12 protein-coding genes are annotated in these 14,792 nt (G+C 65.4%); 6 read left to right on the top strand and 6 right to left on the bottom strand.

All coding sequences use genetic code 11. From position 1 onward, the window contains the following. Positions 1 to 159 precede the first annotated feature (159 nt). Genes cysS through GL284_RS04265 form a run of 3 tightly spaced genes read left to right on the top strand, consistent with a single transcriptional unit; the run spans position 160 to position 3,949 of the window. Positions 160 to 1,581: a cysteine--tRNA ligase gene (gene cysS / locus GL284_RS04255; RefSeq protein ID WP_155043407.1), complete on the top strand. Its 1,422-nt coding sequence runs from the start codon at positions 160 to 162 to the stop codon at positions 1,579 to 1,581. Further along, positions 1,578 to 3,191 carry a citramalate synthase gene (gene cimA, locus GL284_RS04260; protein ID WP_341870275.1) on the top strand — a complete coding sequence of 538 codons (1,614 nt, stop codon included), beginning with the start codon at positions 1,578 to 1,580 and terminating at the stop codon, positions 3,189 to 3,191. The genes cysS and cimA overlap by 4 nt, the downstream gene beginning before the upstream one ends. Continuing rightward, positions 3,188 to 3,949, top strand: a complete 762-nt coding sequence (locus GL284_RS04265; protein ID WP_155043408.1) for a squalene/phytoene synthase family protein — start codon at positions 3,188 to 3,190, stop codon at positions 3,947 to 3,949. The genes cimA and GL284_RS04265 overlap by 4 nt, the downstream gene beginning before the upstream one ends. A gap of 45 nt (positions 3,950 to 3,994) precedes the next feature. On the opposite strand, the gene eno is transcribed toward GL284_RS04265, so the two are convergent. The 4 genes from eno to GL284_RS04285 form a co-directional block, all read right to left on the bottom strand. Beyond that, positions 3,995 to 5,272 carry a phosphopyruvate hydratase gene (gene eno / locus GL284_RS04270; protein WP_155043409.1) on the bottom strand — a complete coding sequence of 426 codons (1,278 nt, stop codon included), beginning with the start codon at positions 5,270 to 5,272 and terminating at the stop codon, positions 3,995 to 3,997. A gap of 63 nt (positions 5,273 to 5,335) precedes the next feature. Next, positions 5,336 to 6,091, bottom strand: a complete 756-nt coding sequence (locus GL284_RS04275) for an endonuclease/exonuclease/phosphatase family protein (RefSeq protein WP_230382900.1) — start codon at positions 6,089 to 6,091, stop codon at positions 5,336 to 5,338. Positions 6,092 to 6,097: 6 nt separating this feature from the next. Beyond that, complete coding sequence (locus GL284_RS04280; protein ID WP_155043410.1) at positions 6,098 to 7,516, bottom strand: protein adenylyltransferase SelO; 1,419 nt, start codon at positions 7,514 to 7,516, stop codon at positions 6,098 to 6,100. Positions 7,517 to 7,573: 57 nt separating this feature from the next. After that, complete coding sequence (locus GL284_RS04285; protein WP_155043411.1) at positions 7,574 to 7,912, bottom strand: DMT family transporter; 339 nt, start codon at positions 7,910 to 7,912, stop codon at positions 7,574 to 7,576. 123 nt (positions 7,913 to 8,035) lie between these two features. Between GL284_RS04285 and obgE the strand changes: the two genes are divergently transcribed. Next, positions 8,036 to 9,067, top strand: coding sequence for a GTPase ObgE (gene obgE / locus GL284_RS04290; RefSeq protein WP_341870276.1), 1,032 nt, complete (start codon positions 8,036 to 8,038; stop codon positions 9,065 to 9,067). Beyond that, a complete protein-coding gene (gene proB, locus GL284_RS04295) occupies positions 9,064 to 10,167 on the top strand; it encodes a glutamate 5-kinase (protein ID WP_425274166.1) in 1,104 nt (367 codons plus the stop codon). The genes obgE and proB overlap by 4 nt, the downstream gene beginning before the upstream one ends. A 128-nt stretch (positions 10,168 to 10,295) precedes the next feature. Here proB and GL284_RS04300 read toward each other — a convergent pair whose 3' ends face one another. Together GL284_RS04300 and pepN are read right to left on the bottom strand one after the other, a co-directional pair. Continuing rightward, entirely contained in the window at positions 10,296 to 11,183 is an 888-nt protein-coding gene (locus GL284_RS04300; RefSeq protein ID WP_230382901.1) for a 1-acyl-sn-glycerol-3-phosphate acyltransferase, read from the bottom strand. Positions 11,184 to 11,254: 71 nt separating this feature from the next. Next, positions 11,255 to 13,786 (bottom strand): aminopeptidase N, encoded by a 2,532-nt coding sequence (gene pepN / locus GL284_RS04305; RefSeq protein WP_155043413.1) that lies wholly within the window; start codon positions 13,784 to 13,786, stop codon positions 11,255 to 11,257. 166 nt (positions 13,787 to 13,952) lie between these two features. Here pepN and GL284_RS04310 point away from each other — a divergent pair, with 166 nt between their 5' ends. After that, on the top strand, positions 13,953 to 14,654 hold the full coding sequence (locus tag GL284_RS04310) for a hypothetical protein (protein ID WP_155043414.1): 702 nt from the start codon (positions 13,953 to 13,955) through the stop codon (positions 14,652 to 14,654). Positions 14,655 to 14,792 lie beyond the last annotated feature (138 nt).

Genomic DNA, 14,792 nt, shown 5'->3' on the forward strand with positions numbered 1-14,792 from the left:
GTTGCAGCGTCTCTTGGCAGAGGCAAGGCGATGGTTTATGGCAATGCCATGAAGTTCGCCGCCGCCACCATCCGCTGCATCATTACCGGCTGAAAAAGTCAGGCGGGCGTTCCTTCGTGACCAATGCGCCCGCGTCAGGGGCATAGTCCGAGGGAAGTTATGGTCGAGATCAGACTGACAAATACCAAGACGCGCGGGAAGCAGGCCTTCCAGCCCATCGACCCCCGGAACATCCGCATCTATCTGTGCGGCCCGACGGTCTATGACCGCGCGCATCTGGGCAACGCGCGGCCCGTGGTGGTGATCGACATGCTGGTGCGCCTGCTGCATCACGTCTTTGGCGCGGATCATGTGACCTATGTGCGCAACTTCACCGATGTCGATGACAAGATCAACGCGACCGCCCTGCAACGTCAGCAGATGGGCGCGCCCGGCTCGCTTGAAGAGCTGATCCGCGAACGCACCGCCGAGACGATCGAATGGTATCACGCCGATATGGACGCGCTGGCAGCCCTGCGCCCCGACCATGAGCCGCGCGCCACCGATTTCATCCCGCAGATGATCGCAATGATCCAGCAATTGATCGAGGGCGGCCATGCCTATGCCCGCGACGGCCACGCGCTGTTCCGCGTGCGCAGCTACAAGGATTATGGCCAGCTTTCGGGCCGGTCGGTCGATGACATGATCGCGGGCGCGCGGGTCGAGGTGGCACCCTTCAAGGAAGACCCGATGGATTTCGTGCTGTGGAAGCCCTCGGATGACGGGCTGCCCGGCTGGGACAGCCCCTGGGGCCGCGGGCGTCCGGGCTGGCATATCGAATGCTCGGCCATGGCGCATGAATTGCTGGGCGAAAGCTTCGACATCCATGCAGGCGGCATCGACCTGCAATTCCCGCATCATGAGAATGAGATCGCGCAAAGCTGCTGCGCCCATCCGCATGGCGAATTTGCCCGCATCTGGCTGCACAATGAGATGCTGCAGGTCGAAGGCAAGAAGATGTCCAAGTCGCTGGGCAATTTCTTCACCGTCCGCGATCTGTTGGAAAAGCGCGTTCCGGGCGAGGTGATCCGCTTCGTGCTGCTGTCGACGCATTACCGCAAGCCGATGGACTGGACCGCTGAAAAGGCGCAGGCGGCCGAGGATACGCTGTGGCAATGGCGCGTGCTGACCAAGGGCGTGACGCCCTCGGCCCCCGATCCGCGCGTGATCGAGGCGCTGGCCGATGACCTGAACACGGCGGGGGCGATTTCGGTGCTGTATACGCTGAAGGACGACCCGGCGGCGCTGCTGGCCTCGGCCCGGTTCATGGGGCTGCTGCAGGAAGATATGGGCGACTGGATGCAGCATGACCTTGCCAGCATTGCCAATGTCACCTTTTCGGTTCCCGAAGCGCTGGCGAAGCTGACGCAGAAGCTGGGCGATCTGCGCAGCGCGGCGATGGACAGCAAGGACTTTTCCGGCGTGGACGCGCTGAAAGCCGCACTGACCGGCGCCGGGGTCGAGGTGCGCATGTCCAAGGCCGGGGTCGAGCTGATCGCGGGTCCGCGTCTGGACGTGGTGGCGCTTGGGGCGCTGCTGTGACCCAGCGGCTGTATCTTTACGACACCACCCTGCGCGACGGGCAGCAGACGCAGGGCGTGCAGTTCTCGGCCGATGAAAAGGCCGAGATCGCGCAGATGCTGGATGCGCTTGGCGTCGATTACATCGAAGGCGGCTGGCCAGGGGCGAACCCGACGGACAGTGATTTCTTCGCCTCGGCGCCCGCCACCCGCGCCATGATGACCGCCTTTGGCATGACCAAGCGGGCAGGCCGCTCGGCGCAGAATGACGATGTGCTGGCGGCGGTGCTGGATGCCGGGACGGGCGCGGTCTGTCTGGTCGGCAAGACGCATCCGTTCCATGTCCATGAGGCGCTGGGGATTTCGCTGCAGGATAATCTGGAGAATATCCGCGCCTCGGTCGCGCATGTGGTGGCGGCGGGCCGCGAGGCGATCTTTGATGCCGAGCATTTCTTCGATGGCTATGCCGATGATGCCGATTATGCGCTGTCCTGTCTGCACGCGGCGCTGGATGCGGGCGCGCGCTGGGTGGTGCTGTGCGACACCAATGGCGGCACGCTGCCGGGGCAGGTGGGCCAGATCACGCAGCAGGTCATCGCGGCGGGCGTGCCCGGCGACCGTCTGGGGATCCATTGCCATGACGATACCGGCAATGCCGTTGCCTGCACGCTGGCCGCCATCGATGCGCGCGCGCGCCAGATCCAAGGCACGCTGAACGGTCTGGGCGAACGCTGCGGCAATGCCAGCCTGACGACGCTGATCCCGACGCTGCTGTTGAAACAGCCCTATGCCTCGGCCTTCACCACCGGCTTGCAGGGGCTGGCCGGGCTGACCCGAATCTCTCGCAGGCTGGATGAGATCCTGAACCGCGCGCCCAGCCGCGCCGCGCCCTATGCCGGAACCTCGGCCTTTGCGCACAAGGCCGGGCTGCATGCCAGCGCGATCGTCAAAAACCCCGCGACCTATGAACATATCGACCCAAGCCTTGTCGGCAATGAGCGCGTCATTCCGATGTCCAATCAGGCGGGCCAGTCGAACCTGCGCGCCCGTCTGGCCGAGGCGGGCATCATCGTCAGCCGCGACGATCCGGCCCTGCCGCGCATCCTTGATCTGGTCAAGACGCGCGAGGATGCCGGCTATGCCTATGACGGCGCGCAGGCCAGTTTCGAGCTGCTGGCTTTGACCGAGCTGGGCCGGATGCAGCATTTCTTCGATGTCGAGCGTTACCGCGTCACCATCGAACGACGCAAGAATGCCTTGGGCAAACGCATCTCGGTATCGGAAGCCGTGGTCGTGGTGCAGATCGGCGGGCAGCGGATGCTGTCGGTCAGCGAAAGCATCGGCCCCGAAGGCGACGATCTGGGCCCGGTCAACGCGCTGTGGCGGGCGCTGGCCAAGGATCTTGGTCCCTATCAGGCGGCGATCAGCGACATGCACCTGACCGATTTCCGCGTCCGCATCACCGGCGCGGGGGTCGAGGCGACGACGCGCGTCAATATCGAAAGCGCCGATCATCAGGGCCGCCGCTGGTCCACCGTGGGCGTGTCGCCCAACATCGTCGATGCCAGTTTCGAGGCGCTGGTCGAGGCGATCCGCTGGAAGCTGATCCGCGACGGGATCGGCGCGGCATGAGCCTTGATCTGTGCGCCGACACGCTGCGCGAGCATGACCCGGACCGCTTCGGCATCTGTCTGCTGGCCCCCGCCGAGGCGCGGGCGAAGCTGCTGACGTTGTTTGCGCTGAATCTGGAACTGGCCCGCGCGCCCCTTGCCTCGAATGAGCCGCTGATCGCCGAGATGCGCCTGCAATGGTGGGTCGAACGGCTTGAGGATATCGGCGCGGGCAAGTCGCAATCGCATGAATTACTGACGCCCCTGGCCGAAGCCTGGGGGCCGCGCGCCGCCGGTTTTGCCGTGCTTGCCGACCCCCGCCGCCGCGACACCCTGCGCGAGCCGCATGACGGGCCGCAGGCGGTCGGCGATTATGTCCGCGCGACTGCCGTGCCGCTGGCCGAATTCGCCGCCGAGGCCCTTGATGGGCCGAAGGCGGCGATGCCCGTCCTTGCCGCGCAGGCCGAAGGGGTGGGCATCGCCAACTGGCTGGCCGCCTTGCCCGCCTTGCAGGGCATCGGGCTTGGCCTTTGGGATCCCGCGCCGGAGGTGCTGGCGGATCTGGCCGCCCGCGCCACCGCGCGGCTGGATCATGCGCGCGGGCAGCGCCGTCTTGTGCCGCGCCGTCTGGCGCCGGTGCTGTTTGCCGGGGCGGGCGTCCGGCCGGTGCTGCGCGCCGCGCCGCAGGGGATCGAGGCCCTGGCCCAGACCAGCCCGTCGGAATTCCGCAAGCGGCTGGCCTTGGGGGCCTTTGCGCTGACCCATCGCTGGTGGATATGACAAAGGGCGGCCCGAAGGCCGCCCTTTTCAACATGTCCCGAAAGATCAGCCGCGCAGGATCGAACGGCCCGCATATTCGGCCGAGGCACCCAGCGCCTCTTCGATGCGGATCAGCTGGTTGTATTTCGCCAGCCGGTCCGACCGCGCCAGCGAACCGGTCTTGATCTGGCCGCAATTGGTCGCCACCGCCAGATCGGCGATGGTCGCGTCCTCGGTTTCGCCCGAACGGTGCGACATGACCGAGGTATAACCGGCACGGTCGGCCATGCGCACGGCGTCCAGCGTCTCGGTCAGGGTGCCGATCTGGTTGACCTTGACCAGCAGCGAGTTGCCGCAGCCCTTGGCGATGCCTTCGGCCAGACGGGCGGGGTTCGTCACGAACAGATCGTCGCCCACCAGTTGCACGCGGTCGCCCAGCGTGTCGGTCAGAAGCTTCCAGCCTTCCCAGTCGTCTTCCGAACAGCCGTCCTCGATCGACAGGATCGGATAGGCATCGCACAGCGCCTTCAGATAATCGACGTTTTCGGCGGGGGTCAGGGATTTCCCTTCGCCCTTCATCTCATACTTGCCGCCCTTGAAATATTCGGTCGAGGCGCAGTCAAGCGCCAGCATGATATCGTCGCCGGGGCGGTAGCCGGCCTTTTCGATGGCCTTCAGCACGAAATCCAGCGCGTCGCGGGTGCTGGAAAGGTTCGGCGCAAAGCCGCCCTCATCGCCGATGCCGGTGGACAGGCCCGCCGCCGACAGTTCCTTTTTCAGCGTGTGGAACACTTCCGAACCCATGCGCACGGCGTCGCGGATGTTTTCCGCCGAAACCGGCATGATCATGAATTCCTGAATGTCGATCGGGTTGTCGGCATGTTCGCCGCCATTGATGATGTTCATCATCGGCACCGGCAGGATGCGCGCGCCCGTGCCGCCGACATAGCGGTAAAGCGGCTGCGCGCTGGCTTCGGCTGCGGCTTTCGCCACGGCCAGCGACACACCTAGAATGGCGTTCGCGCCCAGACGGCCCTTGTTGTGGGTGCCGTCCAGATCGATCATGGCGCGGTCGATGCCGATCTGGTCGGTCACATCTTCGCCGATCAGGTTCTCGGCGATTTCACCGTTCACGGCGCTGACGGCTTCCAGCACGCCCTTGCCCATATAGCGCGATTTGTCGCCGTCGCGCTTTTCCACCGCTTCATGCGCGCCGGTCGAGGCGCCCGAGGGCACGGCGGCGCGGCCCATGGTGCCGTCTTCCAGCGTGACATCGACCTCGACGGTCGGGTTGCCGCGGCTGTCCAGGATCTCGCGTGCGAAAATGTCGATGATGGCGGTCATGTCCGTCCCTCTCGTGACAATGGTTGAGGGTTGTTTAGCGACCTTCGCAGGTGCGGAAAAGCGTCATTCCGGGCCGTTATCGCTGACAGGCCGCAAATTTCCGGCGCCGCTGGCCGCGCTGCGCGGCTGAAGCCGGATATCGGCCCAGATCGGCAGGTGATCCGAGGCAAGGCGCGCGATCTGGCTGTTCCAGACGCCATGGCCGGTGACTTCGATGCCATGCGACACCGCGATGCGGTCATAGCGCAGGCGGGGGAAGGGCGCGGGCCAGCTGGGGCCGGGGGCGATGACCTGCATCGGCTCTAGCGCCTCGAGCCCGCGATTGTCGTGCCATTCGTTGAAATCGCCGGTCAGCACCAGCCGGTCGTCGCGGCCCATGCGGCGGGCCTGTTCGATGATCCGCTTCAACTGCGCCCGCCGCGACGACCGCACCAGTCCCAGATGCACCGCAACGATGGTGATGCCGGGCAGATGCAGCGCCAGCGCGCCGCGCGGCTCGATCCCCGGCAGGGGCAGGCGGCGGACCTGCGCGCCCTGCATCAGTTCGGGACGCATCAGGATGGTCTGCCCGTGCCAGCCCAGCGAATTTTCGCCCGTGCCATAGAAGGCGGCGGGGACCATGCCCGTCGCCTCCTGGATCTGGGCGCGGGGCAGGGCTTCGGGGCGGGTGCCCATGCGGAAATCGACCTCTTGCAGGGCGATCACATCGGCGCCCAGATCGGCGATGACCTTGAAGTTGCGTTCAGGCGCATAGGGCCCGGTCATGCCGCGGCATTTGTGCAGGTTATAGCTGGCCAGTCGCAGGCTGTCGTGTCGCATAAGCCCTCAGGTGCCACAGAAGGTGCGCTGGACGATTTCATCGGCCAATGGCGCCTGCGCCAGATCATCCCATTCTGCGCGGTCGGTAAAGGGGTCGCGCAAGGCGGCATCCAGCCGGTGAAACAGCGTGAAATCCCCATCGTCGCGGGCGGCGGCAATCGCCTGCTCGATCCGGTGATTGCGCGGAATGCGGCGCGGATTGGCCCGCGCCATGACGGCAGGTGCATCGGCCAGACCCTGAATGCGGGCCTGCCAGTCGCGCGCCCACAGATCATAGCCGTCACGGTCGGTGAATTCGTCGCGCGCCGTGCCGTCCGACAGCCCGGCAAAGACGCGGGTGAAATCCGCCCGCCCGGCCGCCATCAGGTCCAGAAGCCGGTCGATCAGCGCCTGATCCTCGGGGCGCGGTGTGCTGATGCCCAGCTTGGCGGCAAAGCGGCGATGCCCCTCGGCCTTGTAGATCTCGGGGAAACTGTGAACGATGCGCGTGGCCTCGGCCACCGCCGCGTCGTCATTGCCCATCAGCGGCACAAGGCAACTGGCAAGCTGCGCCAGATTCCACACCGCGATATTGGGCTGTTCGTTCCACGCATAGCGCCCGCCCGCGTCGATCGAGGAAAACACCTGCGCGGGCTTGTAGCCGTCCATGAAGGCGCAGGGGCCATAATCGATCGTCTCGCCCGAGACGGACATGTTGTCGGTGTTCATGACGCCATGAATGAACCCCAGCCCCATCCACCCGGCAATCGTCGCGGCCTGCGCATCGACCACGGCCTGCAAAAGCTGGGCCGGGGTCTTGGCGTCGGGATAATGCCGCGCCATCACATGCTGGGCCAGAAGCCGCAGCCGGTCCAGATCGCCCCGCGCGGCATAGAATTCAAACGTGCCCACCCGGATATGGCTGGAGGCCACGCGGGTCAGCACCGCGCCGGGCAGCAACTGTTCGCGGATGACCTGTTCGCCCGTGCTCACGGCGGCCAGAGCGCGGGTGGTCGGGATGCCGAAGGCGGCCATGAATTCGCTGACCAGATATTCGCGCAGAACCGGCCCAAGCCATGCCCGGCCATCGCCGCGCCGCGAAAACGGCGTAGGCCCCGCACCCTTCAACTGGATGTCGAACCGTATGCCATCCGGCGCCACGATTTCGCCCAGCAGAACCGCGCGCCCGTCCCCAAGTTGCGGGGAAAACCCGCCGAACTGATGGCCGGCATAGGCCTGCGCTATCGGCTCGGCCCCGTCGGGCAGGGCGTTTCCGGCCAGCATCTGCAAGCCCTCGGGCCCGGCCAGCCAGTCCGCATCCAGCCCAAGCCGTTCGGCCAGGGGCCGGTTCAGCGCCACCAGCCTGGCATCGCGCACCGGCGTCGGCGCGGTGCGGGTGAAGAAGCCTTCGGGAAGCCGGGCATAACTGTTGTCGAACTGGATCATCGCGCCTCTCCTTTCGACCTTATCTAGCCTTGATTGCCGAAAAGTTAAGGGCAGGGCCTAATGCGTGACGCTGTCGGACAGCAGGTTGATGACCACGACCCCCGCGACGATCAGGCCGATCCCGACGATGGCGGCCAGATCCAGCTTCTGCCCGAAAGCGACGAATCCGATCATCGACACCAGAACGATGCCCAGCCCGCTCCAGATCGCATAAGCCACGCCCAGCGGCATGGTGCGCAAGACCAGCGACAGGAAATAGAACGAGGCCGCATAGCACAGCCCCATCGCCAGCGTCGGCGCCAGCTTGGTGAATTGCTGGCTGCGCTGCAGGAAATTGGTGCCGATGACCTCCAGCGTGATGGCGATCAGCAAGGTGGCATAGGTGATGGCAGGCATGGCGGCTCCTTGGGATTCCGGGCCATCTAAATTGCCTCTCACGTGAAAGTCACGTTAGACTTGAAAGTGACGGGCGGGGCGCGTATCCCACGGCTTTGCTTTCAGGGCCCAAGGATAGCGCACGTGAAGTTTCTCGATCTCGCAAAAGTCTATGTCCGCTCGGGCGGCGGAGGCGCGGGATGCGTGTCGTTCCGTCGCGAAAAATTCATCGAATATGGCGGTCCCGATGGCGGTGACGGCGGGCGCGGCGGCGATGTCTGGGCCGAGGCCGTGGGCGGGCTGAACACGCTGATCGACTTCCGCTTTCAGCAGCATTTCTTTGCGAAATCCGGCCAGCACGGCATGGGCTCGCAGCGCACCGGCGCCTCGGGCGACGATATCGTTCTCAGCATCCCGGTCGGGACCGAGATCCTGGACGAGGATCAGGAAACCGTCATCGCCGATGTGACGCAGCCGGGCCAGCGCGTGCTGCTGGCCAAGGGCGGCAATGGCGGCTTTGGCAACCTGCATTTCAAAAGCTCGACCAACCGCTCGCCGCGCAATGCCAATCCGGGGCTGCCGGGGGTGGAACGCACGCTGTGGCTGCGCCTGAAACTGATCGCCGATGCCGGGCTGTTGGGGCTGCCCAATGCCGGGAAATCGACCTTCCTGTCCGCGGTGTCGAATGCGCGGCCGAAGATCGCGGATTACCCCTTCACCACGCTGCATCCCAATCTGGGCGTGGTGGGTGTCGATACCTATGAATTCGTCATGGCCGACATTCCCGGCCTGATCGAAGGCGCGTCCGAAGGGCGTGGCCTTGGCGATCAGTTTCTGGGCCATGTCGAGCGCTCGCGCGTGCTTCTGCATCTGATCGACGGCACCTCGGACGATGTGGCGGGCGATGCGCGCACCATCCTGAACGAACTTGCGGCCTATTCCCCGGCCTTGGCAGAAAAGCCGCGCATTACCGCGCTGAACAAGATCGACGCGATGGAGCCCGATGAGATCGCCGAAAAGCAGGCCGCGCTGCAGGCCGAACTGGGCGGCAAGATCCATCTGATGTCCGGCGTCTCGCGCGAGGGGGTGACCGATGTGCTGCGTGCGCTGTGGTCGGAAATCGCGCCGTCGCGCCAGCCGGTCGAGGAAAAGGACAGCGGATCGTGGCAACCGTGACGCCCGATCTGGCGCGCGCCCAGCGGCTTGTTGTCAAGATCGGCTCGGCCCTGCTGGTCGATGCGCAGGGGCTGCGGGCCGAATGGCTGCGCGCGCTGTGTGACGACGTGGCGGCGGCGCGGGCGCGGGGGACGGATGTGGTGCTCGTCTCCTCGGGCGCGATCGCGCTGGGGCGCAAGGTGCTGGATCTGCCCGCCGGTCCGCTGCGCGTCGAGCAATCGCAGGCCGCAGCGGCGGTGGGCCAGATCCGTCTGGCCCGCGCCTATGAAGAGGCGCTGGCTCCGCACGGCGTCAAGACCGCGCAGCTTCTGCTGACACTGGATGACAGCACCGACCGCCGCCGCTATCTGAACAGCCGCGCCACCATGCAAACGCTGCTGGCCTTGGGCACGGTGCCCATCGTCAACGAAAACGACACCGTGGCCACGGATGAAATCCGCTTTGGCGACAATGACCGGCTGGCAGCGCAGATCGCGGTGACCTGCGGGGCCGATCAGCTTTTGCTGCTGTCGGATGTGGACGGGCTTTATACCGCCAATCCCAAGACCGATCCGGCCGCCCGCCACCTGCCGGTAATCCAGCAGATCACCCCGGATATCGAGGCCATGGGCGGCGATCCCATCTCGGGTCTCAGCAAGGGCGGCATGAAGACCAAACTGATGGCCGCGCGCACCGCGGTCGCAGGCGGCTGCGCCATGGCCATCGCCGAAGGCTCGGTCCTCAACCCTCTGACAGCGGTGGCGAGCGGGTCGCGCGTCAGCTGGTTCCTGCCCGATACAGACCCGCAGGCCGCCCGCAAACGCTGGATCGCGGCGATGAAACCCAAGGGCGAAATCAGCGTCGATGCCGGCGCCGCCGATGCCCTGCGTCACGGAAAATCGCTGCTGCCCGCCGGGATCACATCCGTGGCTGGCCGTTTCGGACGTGGCGATCCGGTCGCCGTTCTTGACGCGAAAGGTGCGCGCCTGGCCGCAGGTCTGGTCCGCTATTCCGCGACCGAGGCTCGGGCCATAGCCGGGCATCGCAGCGATGAGATCGAGACCATCCTTGGCTATCCCGGCCGTGCGGCGTTGATTCACCGCGACGATATGGTGATGTGATCTCTGGCGGCGGATGCTGTGATTTGGGTATTTGAAAAACAAGGAATGCCCGAGCGTGGCGCTTCTGATCTTCCTTGTTTTTCAAATACCCATGTTGCGAGATGTCCACCGGGCGCGGCGGTCGCGCATCATTCGATGGTGCTGGGTTTCGCCAAGGCTCTGCGGCCCTGAGAAAGGCGGCGGATCTGGGACAATTTCACGGCGTTTTCGCCCGGTGCGGGCAGGGAAAGCGCGGTGTCGCGCATCATGTTGATGCCGTCTTCGCTGCGCGCGGGCAGGGTGGCGGGCAGGATGGCGGGGCCTACGGTGACGCGGAAGGGTTGTGAGGATTTGTTCAGGACTTCGTTGAACAATGTCACGTCGCGCACCGTGGGATGGATTGCGTCCAGCAAATAGAACAGGGATGAATTGCGGGCGCGGATGTTCAGCGGGATCACTGGCACGTCGAATTTCTTGGCGATCATTGCGGCACTTGCCATCCAGGGACGTTCATGCAGCGTCAGGCCATGGCGTTTCGCCAGCCGTCCCGAGGGGAAGATCAGACCGATGCGTCCGCGTTCCATCGCTTCGCGGGTATAGTCCATCGTGGCGCGTGTCTTGGCGTGGCTGCGCTTTTCGGCGCGCCATTCGACTGGCGCGATCAAATTGGCGAATTGCGGCAGCACCCGCATGATATCGTGATTGGCATAGATGAACATGTCATCGCGCACCGCCGACACGACGGCATTCAGTACGATGCCGTCGGCGATGCCGGTCGGGTGGTTCGACACGATCAGCGCCGGGCCGGTTGCCGGGATATGTTCCAGCCCCTCGACCGTCAGATCGCGCACGATCAGCTGGCTCATGCGGCGCATGATTTCATCGCTGGGCAAGTCGCGGAATTCCGCGCCAAGTTCGACCGTGCGGGGATAGCGCAGCAACCACATCAGCGCGCGGCGTGCCAGATTATGATGCCAGCGTCCGGAAAAGAGCCACGGCGCCCGCTCATGTATCAGCGGATCAAGACGGTGTTGCATGTCTTCGCGGGCTTCCATGCCGGCAGTATTGCCGCGCATGGAAGCGGGCTGCAAGGGCGCTTCGTGCAGGCTCATGCAGGACCGGCAAGGATGCGCGTAACCATTTCCGCGGTGTTGCGCGAAAGTCCCGGCAGATCGGCGATGCGTTGCAAGGCGGCCCGCGCCTTGGCCTGACGGGCTGTGTCATAGCGGGCGAAGGTCTCGAATGCCGAGGACATGCGCGCGGTCGTCTGCGCATTCACCGGATCCAGCTTCATCAGCCATTCCGCAACAAAATCGTAGCCCGAGCCATCTGCGGCGTGGAACGCTGCGTGATTCGCCGTCAGGCCCGCAATCAGCGCGCGGAAGCGGTTGGGGTTCTTCCAGTCGAAATCAGGCCGTGCCGCCAGCTCGCGTGCCCGCGCCACGGCATCGCCCGGCGCGGCGCGCAGGGGTTGGACCATGAACCATTTGTCCATCACCAGTCGGTTGTCGCGGAACTGCGCCTCGAATTCCGCCAGCGGCTGCGCGGCCCGGCCGGTGGCGATCAGTTGCTCAAGCGCGCCCTGACGTTCGGTCATATTGTCCGCGCTGGCAAAGAGGTGCTGAGCCCGGTCGCCGCCATCAAGGCGCGACAGATAGGCAAGGCAGGCCAGCCGCAGGCTGCGGCGGCCCGCGCCCTTTGCATCGGGGTGATAGGTCTCTGTGGCCATCGCATCGTACAGCCCCGCGAACTGCGCCTCATAGGCGGTCGCGATCTCTGTCATCATCGCGCGGCGCGCGGCGTGGATGGCATCGGGGTCGGGGACCGCGCCACGGGTGGCGATGGTGGTGGCGATTTCCTCATCGCCGGGCAGGGCAAGGCACAGCGCGGCGAAAGCCGGATCGGCCGGGGCATCGTCCAGCACGCCCGCCAGCGCGCGGATGAATTCCGCACCGCCCGTCGCGCCGGTCGCCCGTGCGATCAGCCCGTCCAGCGCCAGATCGTGGCCCGCCTGCCAGCGGGCAAAAGGATCGGTGTCATGGGCCAGCAGCAGCGCCTGATCGGCCGGGCTCATCTGGCGCGTCACCGTCACCGGGGCCGAGAAGCCGCGCAGCAGCGACACGACCGGACGTGCGCCAAGACCGTCGAAGCGGAAGCTTTGCGTGGCGTCGGTCATTTCCAGAACCGTGGTGTCCAGCACCTGATCGCCATTCGGGCCGATCAGGCCAAGCGCGATGGGAATGACGCGGGCGGGTTTTTCCGGCTGCCCGGGCGTGGGCGCTGTGGTCTGGGCAAAGTCCAGAACCAGCGTGCCATCGGTAAAGGTCTCGGTCATGGTCAGGCGCGGCGTGCCGGCATCGGTATACCAGAGCTTGAACTGCGTCAGGTCGCGCCCGGTCGCGTCCTGGAACACGGCGATCCAGTCCTCGATCGTGCAGGCCTGACCGTCGTGGCGGCTGAAATACAGATCCAGCGCGGCGCGATAGGCGTCGTCGCCCACCAGCCGCTTCAGCATTCCAATGACCTCGGCGCCCTTTTCATAGACGGTCGCGGTATAGAAATTGTTGATTTCCTGATAGTGATCGGGGCGCGGCGGATGGGCCAGCGGGCCTGCGTCCTCGCGGAACTGGCGGGCGCGCAGGGTCTGGACATCGGCGATGCGCTTGACCGCGGCCGAGCGCATGTCGGAGGTGAACTGCTGGTCGCGAAAGACCGTCAGCCCCTCTTTCAGGCAAAGCTGGAACCAGTCGCGGCAGGTGATGCGGTTGCCGGTCCAGTTGTGGAAATATTCGTGCCCGATCACGCCTTCGATGCGTTCATAATCGCCATCGGTGGCGGTTTCCGCCGTGGCCAGCACCAGCTTCGAGTTGAAGATGTTCAGCCCCTTGTTCTCCATCGCGCCCATGTTGAAGTCATCGACGGCGACGATGTTGAAGACCGACAGATCGTATTCCCGGCCATAGGCCCGTTCGTCCCACTGCATCGAGCGGATCAGGCTTTCCAGCGCATAGCCCGCGCGGGGTTCATCGCCCGGGCGCACCCAGACATTCAGCGCGACATCCGCGCCCGACATGGTGGTGAAGCTGTCCGACACCGCCCGCAGATCGCCCGCCACCAGCGCGAACAGATAGGCCGGTTTCGGCCAGGGATCGTGCCATTCTGCCATGCCCGCCGACTGGCTGACCGGGTTGCCGTTCGACAGCAGCACCGGCATGTCGGAATGGATGGTGACGTGAAACGGCGCCATCACATCGGGGCGGTCGGGATACCATGTGATGTGGCGAAAGCCCTGCGCCTCGCATTGGGTGCAGAACATGCCGCCCGAGAGATACAGCCCCTCCAGCGCGGTATTGGCCTGCGGGTCGATCTGCACCTCGGCCTGAAAGGTGAAGGCGTCGGGCAGATCGCGGATGACCAGCCGTTCGCCTTCCGGCGTAGCCGTGACGGGCTTGCCGTCGATGGCCAGATGCAAGGTCGTCAGGCCCACGCCGTCCAGGACCAGATCACCCGGCGCGATGCGGCGGAATTCGATCTGCGACAGCACGCGGGTCGCGCGCGGATCCAGATGAAAGGTCAGCCGGGTCTGGTCGATCTGGAAGGGATAGGCTTGCCAGTCGGCAAGATATTGGGTGGCGGCCATGGCGACTGCTCCAATCTGAAAAAAAACTTGCAAGGCGCGGAACTCACGCGGAAACTCGATTGTTAACTGCCGGATAGCCGGGTCGCAAGTCGTGCTGTAGGATGGGCTGCGGATCATCCGGCTTCACGACTTTCCCGCGCTGAACATGAGCCTGAGGAGAGCCGTGATGGCCAATTACGACCCGAACGACCCGAACCGGACTGATCCCGTCGATCCCAATCGTCCCGGTCAGGTCAACCAGACCTATGTTGAACCCGTTGAACGGCGCGCTTCGCCGCTGCCGCTGATCATCGGCATTCTGCTGGCACTGGCGATCGCCTATTTCGTGCTGCAATACTTCATGAGCCGCAACGAAGTGACGACCGGCGACGAACCCGCCGTCACCACGACCGAGCCTGCTGCGGATGCGACCACGACCGCCCCGGCCGCGACGACCACCGCCCCGGTGGAACCGGCCACGCCTGCTGCCGATGCGGCTGACAGCGCGGCGGATGCGGCCAATGACGCGGCAACCGCGGCCGGTAACGCTGCCGACGCGGCAGGCGAAGCCGCCAGCGACGCCGCGAGTGCCGCCGGTGAAGCGGCCAGCGACGCGGGCAATGCCGCCGCCGATGCGGCCAGCGATGCCGCCACTGCCGCGGGTGACGCTGCCAACAACGCCGCCGATGCGGCGGGCGAAGCTGCCGGTGCCGCGCAAGACGCAGCCAGCGACGCAGCGAACGCTGCGGGCGAGGCGATGGACAATGCAGCCGACGCGGCGGATGACGCGATCTCGGTCGAACCGGCCGCTCCGGCGACCACGACGCCCGCACCCACGACCCCCGCACCCGAGGCTGGCACGACCACCCCGGCTCCAACCAGCAACTGATCGGCTGAGCCTTCGACATCGCCGCCATCCGGTCTGACCGGGTGGCGGTTTTTTCGTTTTTGTAAACTGTCATTATCCGCTGGCTATAAAGTTGCCACGGTTGAAACACCCCCGGGTTTGGCATACCACCGTGTACAA

The sequence above is a fragment of the Paracoccus shanxieyensis genome (assembly GCF_009711265.1).
In the GTDB taxonomy this organism is placed as follows: Bacteria; Pseudomonadota; Alphaproteobacteria; order Rhodobacterales; family Rhodobacteraceae; genus Paracoccus; species Paracoccus shanxieyensis.